Source organism: Shinella yambaruensis (genome assembly GCF_050859155.1).
Taxonomy (GTDB): Bacteria; Pseudomonadota; Alphaproteobacteria; order Rhizobiales; family Rhizobiaceae; genus Shinella; species Shinella yambaruensis.
The window spans coordinates 40459-64883 of sequence record NZ_CP150640.1 but is presented as its reverse complement, the minus strand read 5'-3'; the positions used below and the strand labels follow the sequence as shown (position 1 = coordinate 64883).

Sequence of the window (24425 nt, the reverse complement as noted above, 5' to 3'; positions counted from 1 at the left end):
GCCTCGTTTTCTTCAGGCGCTCAATCGGCGTCGCCGGTTCTTGCCTTGGCGCCTTCGACGGGCACCCTTGCCGCCGCGTTGCCGACCGAGGCGGCGAGCAGGGCCTGCGTCGGGTCCGCACCCTTGAAGCCCGCCTGCGCGAGGATCTCGTCGAGGATGGGCTTCTGGGCGGTGAAGCTGAGAAGCTGGCTGCTGAGGTCGCCGACGGCATGCCCCGCGCCATCGCCGCCATTGCTGCCGTTGCCCGCCAGCGCACCGGCGAGGCCGCCGGCACTGAAGATGCGGATGTCGGAGATCTTCTCGATCGGCTTCATGGCCTGTTCCAGCGCCTGCGGGATGATGGCGACGCGGGCGCGGGCGAGCTCGAACTCGATGATGCTGGCCGAAAGCGCGTTGCGGGCTTCGTTGAGCGCGCGTTCGGCCTGGGCTTCGGCCTGGCCGAGCTCGATGACACCCGTCGCCTTGATCTTGGCGGCTTCCGCATCGGCCTGGGCCTGGATCTTCGTCGCGGCGGCGAGGTTTTCCGCCGCCTGGCGCTCGGCCTCGGCCTTGACGGTGATGGCGGTCGCCTCCTGTTCGGCGGCCTTGCGCGCATCGAGCACCGCGATGCGCTTGGCGCGCTCGGCGATCTCGACTTCCCGTGCCGTCGCCACCTGTTCCTCGGCGGTGATGGCGGCGGCCTTCGCCTCGTCGGCCTTGGCGCGGGCGGCCTGTTCCTGCTCGCTCTTCTCGGCGACGGCGATGGCGGCGTCGATGCGGGCCGTCTCCGTCACGCGGCGGGCTTCCGCCTCGCGCTCGGCGATGCCGCGCTCGGCATCGATGCGGGCGGTCTCGCGGGCCTGGCGCGCCTGGGAGTCGCGTTCGGCAATGCCCTTTTCGGTGTCGAGCCGGGCGGTTTCCTCGCTGAGGCGGGCAAGCTGCTCGGCCTTGGCCGCTTCCGCGCGCGTCTCGGCGGTCTTGTTGGCGATGTCGCGTTCCTGCGTCAGCTCGGCGTCGCGCTGCTCGCGCTCGATGGTGAGGCGGCGCAGCGTGGCTTCGCGGTCCTTGGTGGCGATCTCCACCTCGTTGTCGCGGACGATCTGGTTGCGCTCGCGCTTGCGCTCCTCGGTGATCTTGGTGAGCGCGGTGAGGCCCTCGGCGTCGAAGCTGTTGTTCGGGTTGAAATGCTTGATATCCGTCTGGTCGAGGCGGGTCAGCGACACCGATTCCAGTTCGAGGCCGTTCGATTGCAGGTCGTGCGCAACGGCGGCCTGCACGGATTTGACGAATTCGGCGCGCTGCTCCTGCAGGTCGCGCAGCGACATGGTGGCGGCGACCGAACGCAGGCCGTCGACGAACTTCGCCTCGACGAGCGTCTTCAGCGCATCGGCGTCGTTCGTGCGGTCGCCGAGCGTCTGGGCGGCGAGGGCGATGTTCTCCGAATCCGGCTTCACGCGGACGTAGAACTCCGCGGTGATGTCGGCGCGCATGCGGTCCTTGGTGATCAGCGATTCGTTTTCGGCGCGCTTGACCTCGAGCCGCAGCGTGCTGAGCGACACCCAGGAATAGGAGTGGAAGATCGGCAGGATGACCGATCCGCCGTCGAGCACGACCTTCTTGCCGCCGAGGCCGGTGCGCACATAGGCCTTGTCGCGCGTGGCGCGGGTGTAGAGCGAGGTCATGATGATGCCGATGACGACGATAGCCGTCACGATGACCCCGGCGATGATTCCTACCGAAAGGAAGTCCATGATCGTTTACCCTCCGTTGTTGGGATAGTGGCCGTCTTCGAGCACCGCCGGGGCGGGAATGGCCTGGAAGAGGCCGTCCTTGCCGTCGACGATGAGCACGGACGCGCCCGTCTCGATCACATGCCCCGGCACGGCCCGGGCACGCAGCGTGTGGATGTTGTCGTAGCGGTCCTTGATCCGCACCGTGCCGGGATGGCCCTGGTCGAGCGGCCCGAGCGTCACCGTCCCGACGAGACCGATGAAATCGGCCTGTTCCTGCACGCTGGTCTCGTCGCGCGGGATGATCCGCGCCAGACCGCGGGACGACCAGCGGGTGACGGGGATGGCGACGGCGAGCGCGCCGGTGACGGCGGCATAGAGCGGCAGCGGATCGCGGAACTGCGAGATGACCGCCTGCAGGGCAAAGCCGGTCGCCGAGAAGGCGGAAAGCAGGATGACGGCGAGAACGAGGATCGGCACGCCGCCGGCATTGAGCCAGGACATCCACCCGCCGAGAAGGCCCGATTCCGCGTCACCCGGCCCGTTGAAGTCGAGGCCGTCGTCGATCAGCCCGGAGGCGGAGGCGCCGAGCAGCACCGAGACCAGTTCGACGATGCCGAGGCCCGCCACCGTCAGGAGCGCGATCCAGAAGGGAGCGGTGCCCGGGTGGACGATGGAATCCATCAGCGCTCACCGTGCTTGAAGGCGGCAAGGCGCGCCTCGATCGCCTTCTGGCGCTGCAGGCGCCCCAGTTCGTCGACCTCCGCCGTGCCGTCCATGGCCGGCTTGGAAGGCACGCCGGTGACGCGCTCGACGGCTTCGAGCGCATCGGCAAGGCGCCGGTCGTTGCGCTGGGACGGGGTGGCGGCCGGCGGGGCGGCGCGCTCGGCGCGCCGTGCATCCTCCAGCCGCTTCATCGCGTCGGCACGGGCCGAGGCGATGCTGCGCAGCGTCGCCTCGGCATCGGCGATCTCGCCGGCATTCTCCAGGATGGCCTTGGACAGGGCGTCGCGCTGGGCTTCGAGGTCGATCTGGACGCCGGTGGCGGCGCGGGCGAGGTCTTCGCGGCCGCTTTCCAGCCCGACCTTGATCTTCTCGTCGAGGTCGCGGATCTCCGCGTCGAGGTCGTCGGCCTTGGCCTTCAGCCGGTGACCGGCGGCCATGGCGACGCCGAGCGCCGCGCGGGCTTCCTCGGCGATCGCGCCGATCTCGCGGACGGCCTGCTGCGCCACGGCGACCGGGTTCGACGCCTCGGCGGCATCGACCGCAGTGTTGACGACGCCGGCGATGACGCGCCCGAGACGGGCGAGGATACCTTCGTTGGACATGGAAGCCTCCTTCTTCGAATGGATGCCGGCCTGGATGCCGGCATAGAGACAGATGGACGACCCGGCAAAGACGAGCCGTGCTTCGGCAAAATCCGCCCAGCCCTCGCGATAGCCGCTCGCCGCATAGGGCAGCACGATGCGGCCACCGAGCGTCGCGATGCTCACGCTGTCCGGGCCCTTGACGGCGAAGAGCTTGGAATCGAGCGGAATGTCCGCGACGATTTCCCCCGGCTTGCGGCGGCCGTGGTCGCGCAGCGCGAGCGTGACGAGGCGGGCGGGAAGACCCGTCGCCGCGCGGATTTCTTCATAGGCCGCCTGGTGCAGCGCCACGACATTGGCGCCCTTGGTCCGGTCCAGGATCGCCATGGCCTGCTGGTAGGCCTCCAGCGTCTCGGACAGTGCCTGGCGCATGTCCGGGGTGGGCTGAAGGACAAGCCTGAGGCTGGATGTGAACTTCGTTGCCATGGTTAAATATATAAAGCACTTCATTGGTGCTTTCAAGGCCGAATTTGCAGCGACTGCCTATTCAACGGATGAGGCCGGCAGACTCTTCGGTTGGCCGGCTGTCGTTTTTCGCGAAACGCCTGTTGCGCACGAAAGGCGCGGTGCCATCTTGCGCGGCCACCAGCCGCCTGCGAGGCTCGTCCGGTCCTGCAATTGTCGGGGAGCGAGGGGATGGGCCGTTTCGTCGATATCGCTGTCTTTCGCGCGCATCGCTTCAGCCTGGGGCGGGACGCGGAAACGGGTGCCCTTTACCTTTCAACGCCCGTCAGCGGCTTCAACCGCGCCGCGGAATACGAGGCCTATTTCCGCATCAGCGCCGAAGCGTTCGAGCAGTTTCGCGCCGACCCCGATACGGCCGAGGCGTTCCTGGAGGCCTGCCGGAACCATGAGCATGAAGACCGGCGGCTGGCCTGACCGGCCGGCAGGGCCGTCAAAAGCGAAGACCGGCATGCGTTTCGGCCTTGAATTTGAAATAAGCCGGTTATGTTGATCGTCTTATCTGGGTCGCGCCCGTGACCGGTCAGGCCGTTCGATATCGTCAAGAAGTGTCTTCATGCAGATTTTCCCCCGTTCCTTCCGCATTGGTCTCTCCATCGTCCTTCTCGTCTTCCTCGCCGCGCCCGCATCCGCGCAGGCCCCGACGCAGGCGGCCATCGCGCGCTCCGACGTCATCGCGGCGGAGATGAAGGCGCTTGCCGAAGGCGGCGACCTGGAAGGCGCACGCCGCAAGGCGGAGGCGGCGAGCGCCCGGTTCAAGGCAGAGGGAGAGGCCTGGCTTGCGGCAAGCTATACGGTCTCGGCTGTCGACTATGCGATGCGCATGGGCGATGCGGCGCGTGTCGATGCCGATTACTATCCGCGCATGGGGGAACTGCTCGCAACGCTCGAGCCGGTCGAGGAGACCCGGGCCAATCTCCTGCTCGAACTCCTGATGGACGCGAAGGGCCGGCTCGGCGACAAGGACCGGCAGGATGCGCTGGCGGAGCTTTATGAGGAGCGGATCCGCAAGGCTCACGGCAAGGACAGTGCCGAGGACATCGACGCCCGGGTGCGCACCGCCTACAGCCTGCTGGAGAGCCAGCGCCTGGAGGACGGCCGCAGGCGGCTGCGCGCCGCGTTGGCCGCCTCGGCGAAGACGGAGCTGCATGCCGTGACGCTGCGGCACTATACGCAGGCGGTGCGCAGCTTCCAGGCGAGCGGACTCAACGACGACGCGGCGGCGCTCTTGCGGGAAGCGGAGCAGACGCTCGCCGTCCGCGCCGAGGTGAAGGAGCTTGCCGACTTCTACCTCGCCTATGCGGAGTTCCGCAGCGCGGTGCCCGACAGCCAGCAGCATTTCGTGCCGCTCTATTCGATGGCGACCAATCTCTATGCCCGCTTCTACGGCCATGAGTCTCCGGAACTGATCCATGCAACCGACAAGCTGGCGAGCGCGCTGTCGGATGTCGGGCAATATGGCACGGCGATCGACCTCGAACGGCGCAATTACGAGATCGCGCAGAAATCGCTCGGCGACGACGACACCGTCACCTGGCGCATCGCCAACAACCTCGCCGACATGCTGCGCGGCATGGGCTCGCCCTCGCGGGCGCTGGAATATGACCTGAAGGTGCTGGAGAACCGTACCCGTCACTACGGCCAGAACCATTTCAACACGCTGGTGAGCGCCAACAACACCGCGCAGAACTATCTCGATCTCGGCAACTATGCCGAGGCACGCCGCTATTTCGCGCTGTGCCTGGAAATATCCCGGGCACTCGGCGATCCCGTGACGATTGCCGGCATGGAGGCCTGGCTCGCCTATACCGACCTGCTCTCGGGCGCCCGGCCGATGGATGCGGCGGCGGTCGGGCGCGTCGAGGCGCTCGTCACCGATTCCAACTATCCGGCGATCCTCCGCATGAAGGCGGCCTATCTGCTGGCGGATCATTTCGCCAGGGCGGGCAATGAGGAACGGCAGATCAAGCATCTGCAGCAGGCCTACAGCATCGCCGCGGGCGAGATGAGCACCGGTCATCCGCTCGCCTTTGCCGGGCGCATCGCCATTGCCAATGCGAAGGCCGCGACGGATGCGGCCACGGCCGCCGGGGAATTCGCCGGCATCGACCAGGACATGCTGCGCTGGGTGCATCTGCAGGTCTCGGTGGCCGGCGGGCGGGAGGTCGGCGAGGCGGTGCGCGCCATGGCCGACGGCATGCTCTACGACTATGCGCGCTTTGCCGAACGGCACCCGTCCGCCGTGCCGGCCTTTGCGGATGCCGCCCGGCGCTGGCCCTCGCTTGCCACCGCCGATGCGGACAACGCGCTGAAACTTGCCCGTTTGATCGATCGCTCGGATAGCGAGACCGCCCGCCTGCTCGACCGCATCACACGCCTGTCGCGCATCGCCCGCGAGATCTTCGCCGCCGATGTCGAGCAGGATCTCGCCTATGCCTATCTCTCCGATACCAAGGCGCGGGAGCAGCAGCTGCACGAGCGCATCGTCGCGCGCTATCGGCTGGATCGCGAGACGATCCTGAACCAGCCGTTGCCGACCCCGGGGGACCTCCTGGCCGCGGACCAGGCGCTCGTCCAGTATTTCACGACCCGCAAATGGCGGGTGGACCGAGAGAGCGCCGATCCGGTCGCGGATGCGCGGCTCTACGCCATCGTCTGGCGCAAGGGCGCGGCGCCGGTCCTGCGGGCGCTCGGCGATCCGCGCAGGCTGCTGGCGGGTGGCGATGACATGGTGGCGGCGCTCCAGACGCGTGACCGCAGTGCTGACGAGGGCAGGGGGCTGCTGGTCCAGGCGAGCAAGCGCGCCTTCGCGCGGCTGCATGACGCGCTGATTACGCCGATCGATGCCGACATCGCCGGCGCCAGGACCGTCTTCATCGTGCCGGACGGGCAATTGTTCGCCTTGCCCTTCTCCCTTCTCGAGGACCGGGCCGGCACGCTGCTCGAAGAGCGTTTCACGCTCAGGCTCCTGACCGAGCCGGAAGCGCTCTACCGGGCCGTGGAGGATAGTGCGCTGCCGTCCGAGGGCCGGATCGTGCTGGCGGGCGGCATCGACTATGCGAAGGGCGAGGAGGCGGGCGCCATGCCGCTGCCCGGAACGCTGCGCGAGGTGGAGGCGATCGGCAAGATCCTGTCCGGCCCGAGCCTGAAGATCGAGACCCTTTCCGGTGAGGCCGTCGGCGAGGCGGCGCTGCGCGAGCGCATGGCGGGGGCGACCGTCGCCCATCTGGCGACGCACGGCGCCTATGGCAGCGCGAAGAACGGCGGTGCCAGCAATGTCGATACGCTGTGGCAGAGCGAGGTCATCCTCGCCCGGTCGGGCGATACGCGCGCCATGCGCCGCGACGAGAAGGACGGGCGGCTCTACGCCTTCGAGCTGATGGGCTGGGATCTCTCCGGTCTCGACCTGCTGGTGCTGTCGGCCTGCGAAACCGGCCGCGGCGACGAGGCCTTCGTCGGGGGACTGCGCGGCCTGCCGACCGCGGCAAACCTTGCCGGCGCCAGGCGCTCCCTCCTGACGCTCTGGCCCGTCGCCGACGACGGCACCGCCGATTTCATGGTGCGCTTCTACGAGCACCTGAAGGACGGGCAGGCCTATGCCGAAGCGCTGCGCAGCACCCGTCGCGACGCCATCGAAGGCCGCATCCCCACGGCCCGGGATCCGCTTGTCTGGGCCGCCTTCGTGCTGTTCGAAAACTGATGGCGGTGGATGCCGCTTGGTCTATCTGGCCCCCCAAGCGGAACCGGGCGTGGCGAGCCGCATCCACCCGGCGGTCATGTCTCCTTGCGGACAAAGCTGGCATTGCCGAGGCCGGTGCCGATCGTCACGGCGGCCCACCGCTTCACATCCGCCATGCGCGGCACCTCCGACAGGCCCTGCACCACCGCGTCGTTGTGCATGATGACGAAGGTCGGCTGGTCGGCGATCTCGGGGATAGCCTTGCGCAGGGCTTCGGGAAGATTGAAGTGCGTGCTTTCCCAGTTGCCGCCCGGCAGGTTCTGGCCGCCCCGCGCGATCGATCCATCCGCAGCGATGACGCCTGGGCAGCCGATGCCGATGACAGGCGCCAGCGCGAGTTTGGCCTTCTTCGCCTTGGCGATGAGCGTTTCGATCATGCGCACGAGATATTCGATGGTCGCGGTGCGGCGGGGCTCGTCGTCGGCATGGCGCCATAGCTCCGATTTCCACACCCTGGCCTTGGAAAAATCCGGCTTGTCGTCGAGGTTGAGCTTGATGACGCCCGCGCGGATGTTGGTGCCGCCGATGTCGACGGCGAGGATCGCGTCATGGCCCTTCAGCATCCAGGAGGGAATGAGGTGCACGGCGCCGAGCAGCCCGGCCTCGTCCGGATGATGGGCGATCGGCACGATCTCCACCTTCAAGCCCTCGGTCTTGAGCCGGATCTGGGCGCGGGCGATCGCCATGAGGCCCGCCTGGCTGTCCTTGAAGCCGCCGCCGACCACGATCCGTTCCGTGCCCTTCCAGGTTTCCTCCTTGAGGTAGCGGGCAAGAATGTCCGTGAAATCCGCCGCGAAGTCGTCGACCGCCGCGCGCACCAGGGACGCGGCTTCCGTCTCCTGTTCCTTGAGCAGCGCATCGACCTCCTTCTTGGAGAGCCCGTCCGTCGGCACGTCGCCGAGAGGATCCGGTCCGCCCGCGCGAACCCGTTTCCGCCACGCCTCGATGGCATCGCGGAAGGCGGATTTGTTGGCCTTGTCGCCAATGAAGCCTTCCTTGTCGCGCAATTCGAGATTGTAGCTGGTCACCTCGACGGCCGGCAGATCATCGGCCCCGTGGGTGACGGGGGCGTTGTTCTCTTCCGTTCGCTGTGCCTTCTTCTGCTGCTTGCCCATGTCGTCTCCTCTGCCCGATGCGAGGACACAATGCGCCGGAGAAAAACTTGTTCCTGGCGAGACTTCGCCGTCAGCCCTTGCCGCCCGGCCGGAGCGAACTACTTGCTTGCCGATGAACAAACAGGACAAATTGCGGCCGTCGGACGCCGCAACCCGCCATCTCGTCCGGCGACTTGTCGACGAACCGGAGCGCTGGGCGCTCTTCCTCGACATCGACGGAACGTTGCTCGACCTTGCGGCGACGCCGGATGCCATCCAGGTCCCCCTTTCGCTTCCGGCGAGCCTCGATGCGGTTTCCGCCCGCCTTGGCGGCGCGCTGGCACTGGTCACGGGGCGCAGCCTTCCCTTCGCAGACGGGTTGTTCGCGCCTTTCCGCTTTCCCATCGCCGGCCTGCACGGCGCGGAATTCAGGGGGACGGACGGAGCAACCTCGGTTGTCTCGGTGACGCCCGCCTTCGCCGCGCTGAAGCAGCGCCTGGCCGAGCGGACGGCCTGGATGGAGGGCGTGCTGATCGAGGACAAGGGCGCCGCCGTCGCAGCCCATTACCGGCTGGCGCCCGCCTATGACACGGCGCTCGAGAAGATCATGCGGGACTTTGCCGAGGAGGCAGGCCCCGCCTGGGTGCTGCAGCCCGGCAAGATGGTCTTCGAGATCCGCCCCGCGCGTGCCGACAAGGGAGAGGCCGTCGCCACCTATCTGGAGCAGCCCGCCTTTGCGGGGCGCCTGCCGATCGCGATCGGCGACGACCTGACGGACGAGACCATGTTCGCGCTGGCCAATGCCCGTGGCGGCCAGTCGATCCGCGTCGGTTCGCTCGCCACGGCCACCTGTGCCCTCGCCAAGGCGTCGTCACCGTCGGCCATCCGCTCGGCGCTGGCCACGATCGCCGCTGCGGGCGATCGGAAGGCGACGGCGGCATCCTGAGCGGGAGGCTTCGGGCCGTCCCCGTCCCGCTGAGATACACTCATCCGCCCCGTCGGTCAGGCGGCGGCGGCCTGCTGGTCCTTGAGGAAGGCCGAGATGCGCTTCAACCCTTCCTCCAGCACGGTGCCGTTGTTGGTGAAGCCGATCCGCACATAACCTTCCATGTCCATGGCGCTGCCGGGCGTCAGCATCACGCCGGTGCGCGCCAGCAGGTCTTCGCAGAACGCCACGGAGGACATCGGCAGATGGTATTTCAAGAGGGCGGTTGTGCCGGATTTCGGCTTGATCCAGGAGATCAGCGGCTCGCCGTCGACCCAGGCCGAAAGCGTGGCAAGGTTGGTGCGGGTGATGGCGCGGCTGCGGGCGAGAATCTTGTCGCGGTTCTCTAGCGCGATGGCGGCGAAGTGGTCGTCCAGCATGCCGACGCTGATCGTGTTGTAGTCGCGATGGATCGAGACCGCGTGCAGCAGCTCGACTGGGCCGGCGATCCAGCCGAGGCGCAGGCCGGCGAGCGCGAAGGTTTTCGACATGCTGGCGGTGCTGATGCCCTTCTCGTAGAGGTCGGCGATCGAGGCGGTCATGCCGTCGCCCTCTTGGTCCGTGCCGCGATAGACCTCGTCGCAGAGGATCCAGGCGCCGGCGCCGCGGGCGATCTCGACGATCTTCTCCAGATAGGCGCGGTCCATCAGCGCGCCGGTCGGGTTGTTGGGGTTGTTGATGGCGATGAGCTTCGTGCCCGCTGTCGCCAACCGCCTCAGCTCTTCCAGGTCGGGCAGGAAGCCGGTCGCTTCCGTCAACCGGAGGATCTGCACGTCGGCCCCGATGCTTTCGGGGATGGAATAGTGCTGCTGGTAGGTCGGCAGCACCGAGATGACGCGGTCGCCCGGCTCGACGAGCGTGCCGTGCACCAGCGCGTTCGCGCCGATCGCGCCATGCGTGATGACGACGTTTTCCATCGCCTGCTTCTCGTAGAGGCCGGCGACCAGCTGGCGCAGGCGCTCGCTGCCTTCGATCGCGCCATAGGTCAGCTTCATCGGCAGAAGCTCGGAGAGGATCGTATCGGTCTTGCCCGCCATCTCCAGGAGTTCGGCGACGGTGAGGGATTCGACGCAGGTCTCGGCGATGTTCAGCTCGCAGTTGTTCTCGTAGCGGTTCATCCAGATTTCAACGCCGAAATCGCGAATTTTCATGGGCAACTCCTTTGATGTCCCGGCCGGGAACGCGCGGTGGAAATCTGTCGAATGATGAAGGCTGCTATGCTGCAAGGAGTTTATGCGCAGTATACTGCACAGTCAAGGGCGCGGTACTGCTGGGTGCCCGCCGGCAATGTTTCGTGCTGCGATGCATCGACGGAGACACGGATATCCTCGCCATCACCGTCGCGTCATGCTCTTCGATGAGACTTGGCGGCGGGCAGGCGCGTCCGGATCAATCGTTCATCAGCCGCAGGGCATCGGGAAGGCCCGGCATGGCGGTGCCTGCACCCTTGCGCGTGACGGTGACGGCGCCGAAGGCATTGGCAAGCCGGCAGCAGTCGTGGCCGCCGAGGCCCGTCAGGCGGCCATGGATGTGGCCGGCGGCGAAGGCGTCGCCCGCGCCGGTCGTGTCCACCACGGCGGCGGGGAACCAGGGGGCGCTTTCGGCGCCCCCGCGCTGGCAGAGCCGCGATACCGCGCCGTCCCCCTTGAGCGCGATGCGTCGCACGCCACCCGCCAGCAGCGCGGCGAGCATCGGCTCAAGGTCGCTCCCCTGCGGCCGATGCAGGAGGCGGGGAAGGTCGGCGCCGTCGAGCAGGATCGTGTCCAGCTTCGGCAGAAGGTTCAGCACCGTGCCGGCGATCGTCGAGGCGACGCCGCCGGGCACGTCGAGGCTGACGAGGATGTCCTGCGCCGCCGCGATGTCGATGGCGCGGCGTGCCGCCTGCGATTGCGGGGCCTGCAGCAGCGCGTAGCCGGAGAGATGGAACAGCGCGGCGCCCTCGAACGCCGCCTCCGCCACGCCGTTAGGCGCCAGCTGCGCATTGGCGCCGCGATAGGCGAACATGGTGCGCTCGCCGCCGGGGCTTACCGTCACCACGTTGATCTGCGTCGGCTCTGCCGGGTCCTCGCCGATCCAGCGGGTGATGACGCCGGCCCCGGCAAGGTCCGAAAGCGCCTGCCGGCCCCAGGCATCCACACCGATGCGGCCGATCAGGCGCGCCTCGTGGCCGGAGCGGGCAAGGGCGATGGCGGTGTTGGTCGCCGAGCCGCCGAGGGCCACCGTCTGGCGCGTGGCGATGCCTTCCCCGCCCTCCGGCGGGTAGAAGGGAATATCGAGCACGAGGTCGATATTGATATCGCCGAGCAGGACGACCGCGGCCATCGGACCGGCCTCACAGATCGATGTGCATCTGCTCGATGGCCTGGTCCACGTCTGCGATGATGTCGTCGATATGCTCGATGCCGACCGAGAAGCGCACCAGGCCGTCGACCACGCCCATCGCCTCGCGCTCCTGGCTCGGAATATCGAGGAAGGCCATGGTGGCGGGAACCTGCGTGGTGGTGCGAAGGCCGCCGAGGCTGGCGGCGAAGGAGCACAGCTTCAGCCGCTTGAGCAGGCGCGCGCCGGAGGCTTCGTCGGCGACCTGGAAGGACAGCATCGCCCCGCCGCCCTGCAATTGCTCGCTCGCCGAAGCATAGTTCGGGTGCGAGGGCAGGCCGGGGTAGAAGACGCGCTTGACGCGCGGATGGGCTTCGAGGTGCTTTGCCAAAGCCAGCGCATTGGCGCACTGCTTTTCGAGGCGCAGCGAAAGCGTCTGCGCGCCGCGCAGCAGGAGCCAGGCATTGAAGGGCGAGAGCGGCGCGCCGAGCTTGTTCAGCGTGTTCCAGCGCACGTCCTCCAGCCAGTCGGCCGGCAGGATGTCGGATTTCAGCGTGATGACGCCGCCGACGGCATCGTTGTGCCCGCCGATGAATTTCGTGGCGCTTTCCACCACGACGTCGACGCCGAATTCATGCGGGCGGCAGACGGCGGGAGAGGCGAAGGTGTTGTCGCAGATGACGACGATGCCGCGGGCATGCGCGATCTCGACCAGTTCCTTGAGCGGCGGCACCTTCATCGTCGGGTTGGCGATGGCCTCGACATACAAGACCTTGGTCTCTTCGGTGAAGGCGTTCTCGACGGCGCGCACGTTGGTGCAGTCGACGAGGCTGACCTTCAGGCCGAAATCCTGGGCGCGGTGGTCGAAGAATTCATGCGTCGAGGAATAGGTGGTGAGGTCGGCGACGATATGGTCGCCCGCCTTCATGATGCCGAAGAGCGCGTGCGAGATGGCCGCCATGCCGGAGGCGGTGGCAAGGCAGGCGGTGCCGCCGGTCAGCTGTGCGATATGCTCTTCCAGCTTGTATTCGGTCGGGTTGCCGCAGCGCGAGTAGATGTTCACTTCCTTGCGGGCGCCTGCCACGATCTGGTCGTAGATGTCGCCGGCATACTGGAAGTTCGCCGACATGTAGATCGGATAGCTGATCGACTGGGAATGTTCCTCCGGCTCGTAGAAGACGGCGCGGCTGGCGAACTGGTAGTCCTTGGCAGACATGGTTTTACTCCTGGAAAATCATTCCTTCACGGCCCCGCCGATGAGGGCGGCCGTGATCTGGCGTTCGAAATAGATGAAGAGGATGAGTGGGGCGATGGCGGCGATGAGGATGGCCGCCAGCATCACCGGATAGTTGGTGATGTGCTCGCCGACGAAATCGGTGAGGCCGACGGGCAGGGTTTTCCGCGCCGGGTTGTTGATGAAGACGACCGGGAAGAGGAAGTCGTTCCACACCCAGATCATGTTGACGATGGCGACGGTGAACATGGCCGGCCTTGCAATGGGCAGGGCGACCTTGCGGAAGATCTGCCATTCGGAGGCGCCGTCGACGCGGCCGGCGTCGAAAAGCTCGCGCGGCAGCGTGTTGAAGAAGGCCTGCATGATGAAGATCGACACCGGCACGTTGAAGGCGGCCGTCGGCAGGATGACGCCGAGATGGGTATCGAGCAGGCCCGCGCCGCGCAGCATGACGACGAGCGGCACCAGGGCTACATAAGCGGGGATCGCCATGGCGGCGGTGAGGGAGAGTTCTACCGCCGGCATCCAGCGTGGGCGGTAGATGGCGAGCGCGTAGCCGGCGAGCGTCGAAACGAGCACGGTGATCAGCGTCGCGCCGGCCATGACGATCAGCGAATTGACCGCATAGCCGCCGAGCGCCCCGCCGCTCCAGGCGCCGATATAGGCGTCGAAGTTGAGGCTCGTCGGGAAGGACCAGACGGAGCGCATGAATTCCCTGTTGGTCTTGAAGGTGCTGTAGATCATCCAGACGAAGGGGAAGATCACCATCAGCACATGCACGGTGAGGAAGGCCAGCACGATGCTGTTCGTGCGGTTCCAGCGGTGGACGACGGTCGGCGTCATGCGTCCCCCTTTCGCTTCATGTAGCGGAAGACGATCCAGGCGGCGAGCGCCGTAAGCACCATCTGCGCGAAGCCGATGGTCGCCGCATAGCCCATCTCGAAGCTGCCGAAGCCCATCTTGTAGAGATAGGTGGAGACCACCTCGCTGGCATGGTTCGGCCCGCCATTGGTGAGCACGAAGACCAGCGAGAAGGTTTTCAGCGAGCCGATGATGGCGAGCAGCGAATTGGCGCGCACGGCGTCCCAGACCATGGGGACGGTGATCGAGACGAATTTGCGCCCATGGCCCGCGCCGTCGATCTCGGCCGCCTCGTAGACGCTTTCCGGCACGGAACGCACGGCGGCGGTGAAGAGCAGCACGTAGAGGCCGAGATAGGTAAAGCTCATCACCACGACGACGGCAAGGAAGGCAGTGTCGGATTCGCCGAGCCAGCCGCGCTTCAGGCTGTCCAGTCCGACGGCTTTCAGGGCGGCGTTCACCAGCCCGAAATAGGGATTGTACATGAAGCGCCAGAGCAGGCCGATGCAGATCTCGCTGACCATGACGGGCACGAGATAGAAGAACAGGAAGATGCGGCTGAAGGCCGGCACGATGCGCACCAGGCAATAGGCGATGACCAGCGCCAGGAAGACCTGGAAGACGATGGCCGAGAGCGCGACGAGCAGGTTGCGGCCGAGCGAGGCCCAGAAGATCGGGTCGCCGGCAAGTCGCAGCACGTTGCCCGCGCCGACGAAGACCGGGGCGGACGCGCCGTCCCACTGGAACATCGACAGCCAGCCGGCATAGACGACGGGATAGGCGACGAAGGCGAAGACGAAGAGGAGGGCCGGCGCGAGGAAGATCAGCGCCGCCCGATTGTGTCTCTTCGCAAAGCCGATGTCCGCGCGCATCATCCCGCCGTTTCCTGGAGGTATTTGCCCGCCGCCGAAGAAGCGCCGGCGGGCTTCCTCCTACTTGTTGGCCTTCAGCGCGTCTTCGAGGCGCTTGGCGCCATCCGCCGGCGCGACGGAGCCGTCGAGAACGCCCTGCAGGGTGGTGTAGTAGATATTGGTCGCGGCCGGCGGCATCGCGGTGTCGTAGAAGGAGTCGAGATGGCCGGCGGCGTTCATCAGCTCGTTGCTGATGCCGTAGAGCACGGGGCCGGCGGCGGCCTCGGTGGTGGCGCCCTTGACGGTCACCATCGTCTTGCGCAGCTCGACATATTTGGTCATCACCTCGGACGAGGTGAGGAACTTGAGGAGCGTCACGGCGTCGGCCTTGTTCTCCGCCTTTTCCGAAATGCCGAAGGAGGCGGCGACGCCGGCCAGAACGTCGCTCTGGTCGCCGGCCCCGCCCGAAACGCTCGGGAAGGCGAAATAGCCGAGCTCGAAACCTTCCGGCGCATCGGCCGAGGCGCCGATCTGCCAGGTGCCGTTGAGCAGCATGGCGGCCTGGCCGTTGAGGAAGAGCATGTTGGCTTCCTGGTCGCTCATGCCGTTGAAGCCGATGGGGAAATAGTCTTTCTGCGCGATCTCGGCGATGGTCTGGAAGGCCTTCTCGCCCTCCGCGCCGAGCGTCGCGCCGGCATCGCCATTGACGAAGGATGCGACGACACCGGAGCCCTTCAGGCGCATTTCCATGTACTGGAACCAGAAGGTGGCCGGCCAGGAATCCTTGTTGCCGAGCGAGAAGGGCACGAGGCCCTCTTCCTTGGCCTTTTCGGCCAGCGCCATCAGCTCGTCATAAGTCTTCGGAACGGTCCAGCCCTTTTCGGCGAACAGCGCCTTATCGTACCAGAAGACCACCGAGTCGACGTCGACCGGCACGGCATAGGTCTTGCCGTCCTTCATGGTCTGGGCGATGGCGCTTTCCAAAAAGCTCTCGCGCCAGCCGTCCTTGGCGAGGTCCGCGTCGAGCGCATACATCTGGCCGCCCTTGACGAAGGCGTTCAGGAAGCCGCCCGGCAGGGTGTAGAACACGTCGGGCGGATTGCCGGAGGCCATGGCGGTGTTGAGCTTGGTCTTGTAGGCCGACTGCTCTGCGGCGACGACATCCAGCGTGATATCCGGATGCTTTTTGGCGAACTCGTCGAGCGCGAAGGTGATGAAATCGATCTTGTCCTGCTGGCCGGCATAGGCATGCCAGAAGGAAAGCGCGCCGGCCGCGGCCGGAAATGCGGTGAGCGCAAGCGCGGCGCCGGCGATGAGAAGACGTTTCAGCTTCACGATATCCTCCCGAAACGGTTGGGCAGCGCCCTCCGCCGCCGTATGCAGTGATGCCACAACAAAAACATGCTGTCCATAGTGACACCACAACATGCCCATGCTAGCGTCCGCTTCAATCGACAGCGTCAGACCGCGAAAGAGCCGCCATGACCGTTGACCTGCGTGGTCCGTCCAATCCCGCGAGCAGCCGGCTGCGCAGCGTGCTGCCGAAACTCTCGGACTCCGAGCGCCGCGTCGCGCTCTGGGTGCTGGACAATGCCGAGGCGACCATCCGCAACTCGATGTCGGCCATCGCCCAGGCGGTGGATGTCAGCGACACGACCGTGCTGCGCATGTGTCGCACCGCCGGCTTCGAGGGCTTCACAGACCTCAAGCTGGCCTTGGCGCAGGAGCCACGCCAGAGCCAGGAAACCATCTCCAGCGAGCCGCATGCCAGCGATCTCCAGGCGGCCGGCCGGTTGTTCCGCGCCGTGGCGCAGGCGATCAGCGACACGCAAGGGGTGCTTTCCGAGGCGACCTTCGCCCGCGCGCTCGATCTCATCGCCGGGGCGCGGCATATCCTCGTCGGCGGCGTCGGCGGGTCGGGCATCGTCGCGCAGGCCTTCTACCAGCGCTGCATCCGCTTGGGGCTGCGCTGCGATGCGCCGGTGGATTCGCAGTTGCAGATCATGCATTCGGCGCTCACCGGGCCGGAAGACCTCGTCGTCGTCATCTCCTATTCCGGCATCACCAGCGATCCGGTGCTCGTGCTCCAGGAGGCGAAGTCGCGCGGGGCGAAGACGCTCTGCATCACCGGCAACAGCGCCTCGCCGCTCGCGCGTCTCGCAGATGTCGTTCTCGTCAGCGTCTCGCACGAGCAGGGCAGTGAGCCGATGGCCGCGCAGATCGCCCAGATGGCGCTGATCGACGCGCTCTATTCGGCCCTCGTCGCGCGCAATGCCGAGCGGGCCCAGCTCACCGAGGAGCGGATGGTCAACGCCATCCTTCCCAAGTCCATCTAGCATCAAGACAGGTATTGCCGTGAAGATCCAGATTTACACCATGCAGACCGTTTCCGAGGCGATCGCCGCGGCAGAAGCGGGCGTCGACTATCTCGGCCTGACGCCTTCCAATCGCGGCCTGCCGGGCGAAATCAGCTTCGCGACGGCGCGCGAGATCGCCGATGCGCTGAAGGGCAAGGCCTCGCGCGTCGCGCTGTCGGTGGAGAGCGATCTTGCTGCCATCGCCGACATGGTCGCCGCCGTCCGGCCGGACATGCTGCATCTGTGCGGCGACATCACGCTGGTGACGCCGGATCATGTGCGCCAGCTGCGCGAAACCCTGCTGCCGCTCTATCCGGGCCTCGGCATCCTGCAGGCCATTCCGATGACCGGGCCGGAAGCACTCGATCACGCCGCCGCCTTCGAGCCCTATTGCGACAGCTTCATCCTCGATTCCGTCGCCGCCCATATCGGCGGCATCGGCGCGGCGGGCGTCACCCATGACTGGTCGCTGAGCCGCGCGATCGTCGAGCGCAGCAAGCTGCCGGTCATCCTCGCCGGCGGGCTCGGTCCGGACAATGTCGCGGCCGCCATCGCCGCGGTGAAGCCCTGGGCGGTGGATTCGCTGACCCACACCAACAAGCCGCTGCCCGAAGGCGGCTTCCGCAAGGACATCGACAGGATCAAGGCCTTCGTGACGGCCGCAAGGGCGGCCTGAGCGACGGCCCTTGACGGAAGGAGGAGGGGCGGTGCCGCTGGCGCCGCCCTTTCTTTTCGGCCAGTGCGATCCCCTTATGGCTCCATTGGAACTTCTAATTTTCCAGCGACGGCGAAGATTTCTACCTTGAACCCCGTCAAACGGCGCGATTGGCCGCGGTCAAGGGAGTTTTTCGAATGAACATGTTTGCGCGAGGGATGCCGAACCAGCTGCTGCGGCTGCAGGAGATGCACAATGGCGAGAAGGTCCGGCCGACATTTTCGGCGGGCGAGATGGAGCGGCGGCAGAACGCCATGCGGCGCATTCTGGAGGAGCTGAAGCTCGACGCGGCGATCCTCACCTCCTACCACAACATCTGCTATTTCTCCGACTTCCTCTACTGCTCCTTCGGCCGCCGCTACGCCTTCGTCATCACGCCGGAAAAGGCGACCTCGGTCTCCGCCGGCATCGATGCGGGCCAGCCCTGGCGCCGCACCTTCGGCGACAACATCACCTATACCGACTGGCAGCGCGACAATTTCTTCCATGCCCTGCAGACGCTGCTGCCCAAGGTCTCGCGTATCGGCATCGAGTTCGACCAGGTCAATCTCGACCTGCGCCGGCTGCTGGAGGAGGCGTTCCCGCATGTCGAATTCGTCGATATCGGCGCGCCGACCATGTGGCTGCGCACGATCAAGTCGGCCGAGGAGATCGCGCTCATCAAGGAGGGCGCCGCGACGGCCGATATCGGCGGGGCGGCGGTGGCAAACGCCGTTGGCGAGGGCATTCCGGAATACGAGGTGGCGCTGGCCGGCACGCAGGCCATGGTCCGCCACATCGCGAACCGCTTTCCCCATGCCGAGCTGATGGACACCTGGGTCTGGTTCCAGTCGGGCATCAACACGGACGGTGCGCACAATCCGGTGACCTCGCGCCGGGTGGAGAAGGGCGATATCCTCTCGCTCAACTGCTTCCCGATGATCTCGGGTTACTATACCGCGCTGGAGCGCACGCTGTTCCTCGACCATGCCAGCGACGAGCACCTGCGCATCTGGGAGATCAACTGCGCCGTCCATCGCCGCGGCCTCGAGCTGCTGAAGCCCGGCGCGCGCTGCGGCGACGTCGCGACGGAACTCAACGAGATCTACCGCGCGCACGGCCTGCTTGGCTATCGCTCCTTCGGCTACGGTCATTCCTTCGGCGTGCTCTCGCACTACTACGGCCGCGAGGCGGGCGTGGAGCTGCGCGAGGACATCAACACCGTGCTGCAGCCGGGCATGGTCGTGTCGATGGAGCCGATGCTGACCATCCCGGACGGCATGCCCGGCGCCGGCGGCTACCGCGAGCACGACATCCTCGTGATGACCGAGACCGGCAGCGAGAACATCACGGGCTTCCCCTTCGGTCCGGAGCATAATATCCTCCCCGCCTGACCCGTCCGCGGGCAACTTGGAACGGGCCGCCCGATCGGCCCGTTTCCTTTTGGAGCGGTGCCGATCCCGTGAGAAACATTCCGACCGATCTCCTTCGCACCTTCCTCGCGGTCATCGACCTGCGCAGCCATACGCGTGCCGCCGAGCAGCTCGGCCGCACCCAGCCGGCCATCAGCCTGCAGATGAAGAAGCTCCAGGAGCTTCTCGACGTTTCCCTTTTCGCCAAGGATGCCGGCGCCCAGCCGACTGAGGCGGGCGAGCTCGTGGCGAGCTATGCGCGGCAGATGCTGACGCTCAACGACGAGATGGTGCTGCGCCTGTCGAGGCGCGACCAGCACGGCAAGATCCGCCTCGGCATTCCCAACGACTATGCCGACCATTTCCTGCCGAAGCTGATGCCGCGCCTTGCCCGCAGCGGCCATGACTTCCGCTTCGAGGTGGTGTGCGATCTCTCGCATGTCCTGCTGCAAGGCCTGCGCAACGGGCTCTATGACCTCGTCGTGGCGATGACGCCGGACGGGCCGGCGGAGGGCGCGTTCATGACCTGGAAGGAACCGCTCGCCTGGGTCGGCGATACGCCGACATCCGTCGTGACGGACGGGAACGCCAACCTGCGCATCGTCTGCTACCCGGAAGGCTGCCTTTATCGCCGTGCGATGCTGACGGCGCTGCAGCGCGACGGGCGGGGCTACGATCTCGTCTATACCAGCCCCAGCCTTGCCGGGCTGGAGGCCGCGGTCGGCTCCGGCTTCGGCAACACGGTGCTCGCCCGCCGCATCGTGCCGAACAAGCTGACGACGCTCGACGAGGCGCTCGGCCTGCCGCGCCTCGCCGATGTCGTCGTCGGCATCTATCTGAGCTCGGATCGCAAGCGCTCGCCGGTCGCCGAAAGCTTCGCGGCGCATTTCGCCGATGCATTCCTTGCGAGCAACCGGGACGGCTGATCAGGCGCGGCGTGCCCGCCCGATCAGGTTCAGCACAACGAAGAGTGCGATGGAGACGGTGGTCAGCAGGCTGGCCGCCGCCATGATCGTCGGGTTGATCTGGTCGCGGATGCCGGAGAACATCTGCACCGGCAGGGTGCGCTGGTCGGCGCCTGTGAGGGACAGGGCGACGATCACCTCGTCGAAGGACACCGCGAAGGCGAGCAGCGCGCCCGAGACGATGCCGGGCAGGATGAGCGGCAGCGTGACGGCGAAGAACACGCTGACCGGCCCGGCCCCGAGGCTCGCGCCCGCCCGGCTGAGATTGCTGTCATAGGTCGACAGCGCCGAGAGCACGGTGACGACCACGAAGGGGATGGCGAGGGCCGCATGGGCCAGAACGAGGCCGGTGCGCGTGTTGGTCAGCCCCAGCGAACCGAAGAACATGTAGGCCCCGACGGCGACGATGACGACCGGCATGATCATCGGCGAGATCATCAGCGCCATCACGGCTTTGCGGGCGGGAAAGCCGGGGCGGCTGATGCCGAGGGCGGCGAGCGTGCCGAGAAAGGTCGCAAGAAGGGTGCTGGCGGCGGCAGCGACGAGGCTGTTGACGAGGCTGTGCATCCAGCGCGCGTTCTGGAAGAAGTCCGCATACCAGCGCCACGAATATTCCCGGATCGGGAAGGTGAAGAACGGATCCTTCGAGACCGAGAGCGGGAAGACGACGAAGAGCGGCCCGATCAGGAAGGCGAGCACGGCAAAGGCGAAGAGGACGACGGCGAGGCGGCAGAGCCGTTCGCTGCGGGTCGCGTAAGCGGGAAGCCACATGGTTCTATCCGAGCTTGATGCGCTCCGCGCCGACGAGGCGCAGGAACAGGAGGTAGATGGAGAGCGTCATGACGAGAAGCAGGCCGGCCAGCGCCGCCGCCATGCCCCAGTTCAGGTCGCGGTTGATATAGGTGGCGATGAAGTTCGACAGCATCTGGTCGCGCGGGCCGCCGACCAGCGCGGGCGTGATGTAGTAGCCGAGCGAGAGGATGAAGGTCATCAGGCAGCCGGCGGCGATGCCGGGAAGCGTCTGCGGCGCATAGACCCGCCAGAAGGCGAAGAAGGGCGGGGCGCCGAGCGAACGCGCCGCCCGCATCTGCCCCTCGGGAATCGACTTCATGACGCTGAGGATCGGCAGGATGGTGAAGGGAAGCTGGATATGGGTCATCGCCGTCACCGTGCCGAAGCGCGTCAGCATCAGCTGCAGCTTCTCCGTGGTGAGGCCGAGCGCCAGGAGCACCTGGTTGATGACGCCGTCCGTCTGCAGAAGCACGACCCAGGCGGTGGTGCGCACCAGAAGCGAGGTCCAGAGCGGCAGCAGCACCATCAGCAGCATGAAGCCGGCAATGCGCGCGGGCGCCAGCGAAATGACATAGGCCGTCGGGAAGCCGAGGAGAAGCGTCGCCCCGGTCACGAGGCCGGCGATCCAGAGGGTGCGCCCGAGGATGCCGAGAAAGACGGCCTGGTCTTCTGCCACGCGGGTGACGGCGCCGGACGCATCCTGCTGCAGGTCGACCGCCGTCAGCAGGTAGTAGGGCGTCACGGGCGCGGCATTGCGCTTGATGATCGCCCAGAGGTCCGGGCTTGCCCAGACGGGATCGAGCGCGGCGAATTGCGGGGCGAGGGCGCCGTCCTTGAAATTACCGAGATGGCGCACGACGGACATGATGCGGCTGCGCATGCCGGCGCTCTCGTAGTTCAATCGCTTGCCGAGCGCGGCGGCGGTGTTGTCTTCCTTCGCACGGGTGAGATCGGCAAGCAGCGCCGCGAAGGCTGCCTCGCCCGGTGCAGCCGGCCCGTCCCAGCCGGCAAGGGCCGCGGCGGTCTGCGGCAGGGTATCGCGCACCTCCGGGTTTCGCACGGCCGTCGTGAGGAAGAGCCCGATCGGCGCGGCGAAGGTGACGACGAGAAAGAGGAGCGCCGGCAGCGCCAGCGCCAGCGCACCGAGCCGGCCCGGCCGTTCGGCCCGCCGGAGCGCGGCGCGCAGGTTCGGGGCGGAGGCGGGGGAGGTGAGGGAAAGGGTCTGCGTCATGGTCACCTCGCCAGCAATCTGCAATCGGCGGCGGAAAACGCCATGCCGACATCGCGTCCCGGCAAGACCGCCGCCCCTTCGGCCGCCGGCAGGCTGGCGACGAGGCGTTCGGTGCCGAAGGCTTCGAGGGTGAGGCGCACCCGATCGCCGAGGAAGGTCTTGTCGAGTACCCGGGCCTTTATGCGGTTTTGCGCGTCCGCGCTTCCCGCGCCGTCGAGACCGAGCCGTTCGGGGCGCAGCGAGACGGTGAGGTCGCTTCGCGCAGGGTGCGCCGGCCCGCTCGCCGCAAGGCGCGTTCCGTCCTTCATCCGCACGAACGCCAGGCCGTTCTCGCTGCCGAGGAATTCGCAGGGGAGCGTGTTGTTGTCGCCGATGAAGCCGGCGACGAAGCGGTTCTCCGGCCGGTCGTAGAGCGTTACCGGATCGGAAAGCTGCTGGATGCGGCCGTCGTTGAAGACGGCGATCCGGTCGGACATGGTCAGCGCCTCCGACTGGTCGTGCGTCACGTAGACCATGGTGATGCCGAGCTGCTGCTGGATCCTGCGGATCTCGATCTGCATGTGCTCGCGCAACTGCTTGTCGAGCGCCCCGAGCGGTTCGTCCATCAGAATGAGCTTCGGCTTGAACACCATGGCGCGGGCGAGCGCCACGCGCTGCTGCTGCCCGCCGGAAAGCTGCGCCGGGCGGCGTTCGCCAAGCCCGTCGAGCCTGACCATGGCGAGCGCTTCTGCAACCCGCCTTGCCGCCTCCGCGCCGCGGATGCCGCGATAGCGCAGCGGAAAGCCGACATTGTCGGCCACCGTCATATGCGGGAAGAGCGCATAGTTCTGGAAGACGAAGCCGATGTCGCGCCGCTCCGGCGGCAGGCGTTCCACCGCCTGTCCTTCCAGCAGGATGCGCCCGTTCGTCGGCTGCTCGAAGCCGCCGAGCATCATCAGCGTCGTCGTCTTGCCCGAGCCGGACGGGCCGAGCATGGTGAGGAACTCGCCGCGCCGCACGGCAAGGTTCAGGTCCTCCACCACGAGCGTGCGCCCGTCATAGGTCTTCTGCACCCGCTCGAAGACGACCATCGGACTGGCGGCAGGGGTTGGCGACGGCTCGTCGCCGAGCCGCCTCCTTTCCAGCGTCATCGTGTTCATCCGCCCGCCCCTCAGTTGGAAAGCCAGGTGGTGAAGCGCTTGCGTATCTCGTCGCCGTGGTCTGCCCAGAAGGCGTTGTCGAGCGTGAGCGAAGTCGTCAGGTTGGCCGGGCTCGTCGGCAGGTTCCTGGCGTCTTCCGGTGCCACCTCGGCGGCCGCCGTCGAGCGCACGGGGCCGTAGGGGATATATTTCGCGATGCCGGCCAGCACCTTCGGCTCGACGGCGAAGCGGATGAAGGCGAGCGAGCCCTCGACGTCCTTCGCGCCTTTGGGAATGACCCAGTAATTGGAATCGAGGATCTGGTTGTCCCAGACGATGCCGAAATTGCGGCCTTCCTTGTTGGCGTTGAAGATGCGGCCGTTCCAGGCCGTCGTCATCGTCACCTCGCCGGAGGCGAGCAATTGCGGAGCCTGCGCGCCCGCCTCCCACCAGACGATCTGGTCCTTGATCGTGTCGAGCTTGGCGAAGGCGCGGTCGAGGCCATCGGGCGTCGCGAGCGTCGCATAGACGTCCTGCGACGGCACGCCGTCGGCCAGGAGCGCGAATTCGAGGTTGGTCGCCGGGTTCTTCCACAGGCCCCGCTTGCCGGGGAAGGTGGCGAGGTCGAAGAGGTCGGCAAGCTTCGTCGGGGCCTTTTCGAGCTTGTCCTCGTCGTAGGAGAGCACCGTCGCATAGACGATCGTGCCGACGCCGCAATCCGAGGTCGTGCCGGCGAGCCATTCGGATTTCGGTCCGATCTTCTCCCAGTCGATCGTTTCGAAAATGCCTTCGTCGCAGCCCTGCAGCAGGGTCGGCGCATCGACATCGACCACGTCGATCGTCGTGTTGCCGCTGTCGATCATCGCCTTGATCTTGGCGATCTCGCCGCCGTATTCCTGCTCGGATACGGCCCGGCCGGTTTCCTCGGCATAGGCGCTGAAGACGGCCTTGCGCTGGGCGTCCTGATAGGCGCCGCCGAAGCTCATGACGGAAAGTGGATCGGCGGCGTTCGCCGCACCGAGGAGCAAGCAGGAGGCGAGCGTCGTCGCTGCCAGAAACGTGGGTTTTCTGAACATGGAAATTCCTCTCTGGAGACAGATTCAAATGCCCGTCGCGCCGCCCGTCTTGATCGCGGGCTGTGAGGAAAGCCTATGTTGCGCCATGCTGCGGCGCAAATAAGTAGGTATGATGGAGACATGAGCGCCGCTTATCGGCATGCGGCGGACAAAAAAACG

At 66.6% G+C, this 24425-nt stretch carries 21 protein-coding genes; 7 read left to right on the top strand and 14 right to left on the bottom strand.

Annotated elements, in window-relative coordinates; genetic code table 11:
* Window positions 1-20 precede the first annotated feature (20 nt).
* Genes WMC41_RS26330 through WMC41_RS26320 form a run of 3 tightly spaced genes read right to left on the bottom strand, consistent with a single transcriptional unit; the run spans window position 21 to window position 3502 of the window.
* Entirely contained in the window at window positions 21-1730 is a 1710-nt protein-coding gene (locus tag WMC41_RS26330) for a flotillin family protein (RefSeq protein WP_432349552.1), read from the bottom strand.
* A gap of 6 nt (window positions 1731-1736) precedes the next feature.
* Window positions 1737-2393 carry an OB-fold-containig protein gene (locus WMC41_RS26325; RefSeq protein ID WP_244770125.1) on the bottom strand — a complete coding sequence of 219 codons (657 nt, stop codon included), beginning with the start codon at window positions 2391-2393 and terminating at the stop codon, window positions 1737-1739.
* Entirely contained in the window at window positions 2393-3502 is a 1110-nt protein-coding gene (locus WMC41_RS26320) for a PspA/IM30 family protein (protein ID WP_432349551.1), read from the bottom strand. Before WMC41_RS26320 ends, WMC41_RS26325 begins: the two co-directional genes overlap by 1 nt.
* A gap of 210 nt (window positions 3503-3712) precedes the next feature.
* On the opposite strand from WMC41_RS26320, the gene WMC41_RS26315 reads away from it, so the two are divergent.
* Both WMC41_RS26315 and WMC41_RS26310 read left to right on the top strand, forming a co-directional pair.
* On the top strand, window positions 3713-3955 hold the full coding sequence (locus WMC41_RS26315; RefSeq protein WP_432349550.1) for a hypothetical protein: 243 nt from the start codon (window positions 3713-3715) through the stop codon (window positions 3953-3955).
* 139 nt (window positions 3956-4094) lie between these two features.
* Window positions 4095-7238, top strand: coding sequence for a CHAT domain-containing protein (locus tag WMC41_RS26310; protein ID WP_432349548.1), 3144 nt, complete (start codon window positions 4095-4097; stop codon window positions 7236-7238).
* A gap of 74 nt (window positions 7239-7312) precedes the next feature.
* Here WMC41_RS26310 and WMC41_RS26305 read toward each other — a convergent pair whose 3' ends face one another.
* Window positions 7313-8392 (bottom strand): ROK family protein, encoded by a 1080-nt coding sequence (locus WMC41_RS26305; RefSeq protein WP_432349547.1) that lies wholly within the window; start codon window positions 8390-8392, stop codon window positions 7313-7315.
* Window positions 8393-8504: 112 nt separating this feature from the next.
* On the opposite strand from WMC41_RS26305, the gene otsB reads away from it, so the two are divergent.
* The gene (otsB, locus tag WMC41_RS26300) at window positions 8505-9317 is read left to right on the top strand and encodes a trehalose-phosphatase (protein ID WP_244770130.1); all 813 of its coding nucleotides are present in this window, start codon (window positions 8505-8507) and stop codon (window positions 9315-9317) included.
* 56 nt (window positions 9318-9373) lie between these two features.
* On the opposite strand, the gene WMC41_RS26295 is transcribed toward otsB, so the two are convergent.
* The 6 genes from WMC41_RS26295 to WMC41_RS26270 all read right to left on the bottom strand — a co-directional run bounded on the left by WMC41_RS26295 (window position 9374) and on the right by WMC41_RS26270 (window position 15956).
* Window positions 9374-10507: an aminotransferase gene (locus WMC41_RS26295; RefSeq protein ID WP_432349546.1), complete on the bottom strand. Its 1134-nt coding sequence runs from the start codon at window positions 10505-10507 to the stop codon at window positions 9374-9376.
* A 238-nt stretch (window positions 10508-10745) separates the two neighbouring features.
* A complete protein-coding gene (locus tag WMC41_RS26290; RefSeq protein WP_432349545.1) occupies window positions 10746-11678 on the bottom strand; it encodes a carbohydrate kinase family protein in 933 nt (310 codons plus the stop codon).
* A gap of 10 nt (window positions 11679-11688) precedes the next feature.
* A complete protein-coding gene (locus tag WMC41_RS26285) occupies window positions 11689-12891 on the bottom strand; it encodes a trans-sulfuration enzyme family protein (protein WP_432349544.1) in 1203 nt (400 codons plus the stop codon).
* Between the two features lie 18 nt (window positions 12892-12909).
* Complete coding sequence (locus WMC41_RS26280; protein WP_432349543.1) at window positions 12910-13752, bottom strand: carbohydrate ABC transporter permease; 843 nt, start codon at window positions 13750-13752, stop codon at window positions 12910-12912.
* Window positions 13749-14645 (bottom strand): carbohydrate ABC transporter permease, encoded by an 897-nt coding sequence (locus WMC41_RS26275; protein ID WP_432349542.1) that lies wholly within the window; start codon window positions 14643-14645, stop codon window positions 13749-13751. The genes WMC41_RS26280 and WMC41_RS26275 overlap by 4 nt, the downstream gene beginning before the upstream one ends.
* Before the next feature lie 57 nt (window positions 14646-14702).
* Entirely contained in the window at window positions 14703-15956 is a 1254-nt protein-coding gene (locus WMC41_RS26270) for an ABC transporter substrate-binding protein (protein ID WP_432349541.1), read from the bottom strand.
* Between the two features lie 146 nt (window positions 15957-16102).
* On the opposite strand from WMC41_RS26270, the gene WMC41_RS26265 reads away from it, so the two are divergent.
* The 4 genes from WMC41_RS26265 (at window position 16103) to WMC41_RS26250 (ending at window position 20010) form a co-directional block, all read left to right on the top strand.
* Window positions 16103-16957, top strand: coding sequence for a MurR/RpiR family transcriptional regulator (locus tag WMC41_RS26265; RefSeq protein WP_244770137.1), 855 nt, complete (start codon window positions 16103-16105; stop codon window positions 16955-16957).
* 19 nt (window positions 16958-16976) lie between these two features.
* Entirely contained in the window at window positions 16977-17654 is a 678-nt protein-coding gene (locus WMC41_RS26260) for a phosphoribosylanthranilate isomerase (protein ID WP_432349540.1), read from the top strand.
* A 197-nt stretch (window positions 17655-17851) separates the two neighbouring features.
* Window positions 17852-19066: a M24 family metallopeptidase gene (locus tag WMC41_RS26255; RefSeq protein WP_432349629.1), complete on the top strand. Its 1215-nt coding sequence runs from the start codon at window positions 17852-17854 to the stop codon at window positions 19064-19066.
* Between the two features lie 68 nt (window positions 19067-19134).
* Entirely contained in the window at window positions 19135-20010 is an 876-nt protein-coding gene (locus WMC41_RS26250) for a LysR family transcriptional regulator (protein ID WP_432349539.1), read from the top strand.
* Here WMC41_RS26250 and WMC41_RS26245 read toward each other — a convergent pair whose 3' ends face one another.
* From WMC41_RS26245 to WMC41_RS26230, 4 genes are read right to left on the bottom strand one after another with little or no spacing between them, the layout of a single operon-like run.
* The gene (locus WMC41_RS26245) at window positions 20011-20820 is read right to left on the bottom strand and encodes an ABC transporter permease (protein WP_432349538.1); all 810 of its coding nucleotides are present in this window, start codon (window positions 20818-20820) and stop codon (window positions 20011-20013) included.
* A 4-nt stretch (window positions 20821-20824) separates the two neighbouring features.
* Window positions 20825-22072, bottom strand: a complete 1248-nt coding sequence (locus tag WMC41_RS26240) for an ABC transporter permease (RefSeq protein ID WP_432349537.1) — start codon at window positions 22070-22072, stop codon at window positions 20825-20827.
* A gap of 2 nt (window positions 22073-22074) precedes the next feature.
* On the bottom strand, window positions 22075-23202 hold the full coding sequence (locus WMC41_RS26235; protein WP_432349628.1) for an ABC transporter ATP-binding protein: 1128 nt from the start codon (window positions 23200-23202) through the stop codon (window positions 22075-22077).
* Between the two features lie 20 nt (window positions 23203-23222).
* Window positions 23223-24266, bottom strand: coding sequence for an ABC transporter substrate-binding protein (locus WMC41_RS26230; protein ID WP_432349536.1), 1044 nt, complete (start codon window positions 24264-24266; stop codon window positions 23223-23225).
* Window positions 24267-24425: the final 159 nt, after the last annotated feature.

Coding starts and splice junctions, on each gene's coding strand:
- WMC41_RS26285 (WP_432349544.1), bottom strand. CDS start 12,891: ATGTCTGCCAAGGACTACCAGTTCGCCAGCCGCGCCGTCTTCTACGAG.
- WMC41_RS26315 (WP_432349550.1), top strand. CDS start 3,713: ATGGGCCGTTTCGTCGATATCGCTGTCTTTCGCGCGCATCGCTTCAGC.
- WMC41_RS26275 (WP_432349542.1), bottom strand. CDS start 14,645: ATGATGCGCGCGGACATCGGCTTTGCGAAGAGACACAATCGGGCGGCG.
- WMC41_RS26290 (WP_432349545.1), bottom strand. CDS start 11,678: ATGGCCGCGGTCGTCCTGCTCGGCGATATCAATATCGACCTCGTGCTC.
- WMC41_RS26330 (WP_432349552.1), bottom strand. CDS start 1,730: ATGGACTTCCTTTCGGTAGGAATCATCGCCGGGGTCATCGTGACGGCT.
- WMC41_RS26255 (WP_432349629.1), top strand. CDS start 17,852: ATGCCGAACCAGCTGCTGCGGCTGCAGGAGATGCACAATGGCGAGAAG.
- WMC41_RS26305 (WP_432349547.1), bottom strand. CDS start 8,392: ATGGGCAAGCAGCAGAAGAAGGCACAGCGAACGGAAGAGAACAACGCC.
- WMC41_RS26310 (WP_432349548.1), top strand. CDS start 4,095: ATGCAGATTTTCCCCCGTTCCTTCCGCATTGGTCTCTCCATCGTCCTT.
- WMC41_RS26245 (WP_432349538.1), bottom strand. CDS start 20,820: ATGTGGCTTCCCGCTTACGCGACCCGCAGCGAACGGCTCTGCCGCCTC.
- WMC41_RS26265 (WP_244770137.1), top strand. CDS start 16,103: ATGACCGTTGACCTGCGTGGTCCGTCCAATCCCGCGAGCAGCCGGCTG.
- WMC41_RS26325 (WP_244770125.1), bottom strand. CDS start 2,393: ATGGATTCCATCGTCCACCCGGGCACCGCTCCCTTCTGGATCGCGCTC.
- WMC41_RS26280 (WP_432349543.1), bottom strand. CDS start 13,752: ATGACGCCGACCGTCGTCCACCGCTGGAACCGCACGAACAGCATCGTG.
- otsB (WP_244770130.1), top strand. CDS start 8,505: ATGAACAAACAGGACAAATTGCGGCCGTCGGACGCCGCAACCCGCCAT.
- WMC41_RS26230 (WP_432349536.1), bottom strand. CDS start 24,266: ATGTTCAGAAAACCCACGTTTCTGGCAGCGACGACGCTCGCCTCCTGC.
- WMC41_RS26295 (WP_432349546.1), bottom strand. CDS start 10,507: ATGAAAATTCGCGATTTCGGCGTTGAAATCTGGATGAACCGCTACGAG.
- WMC41_RS26235 (WP_432349628.1), bottom strand. CDS start 23,202: ATGACGCTGGAAAGGAGGCGGCTCGGCGACGAGCCGTCGCCAACCCCT.
- WMC41_RS26320 (WP_432349551.1), bottom strand. CDS start 3,502: ATGGCAACGAAGTTCACATCCAGCCTCAGGCTTGTCCTTCAGCCCACC.
- WMC41_RS26240 (WP_432349537.1), bottom strand. CDS start 22,072: ATGACGCAGACCCTTTCCCTCACCTCCCCCGCCTCCGCCCCGAACCTG.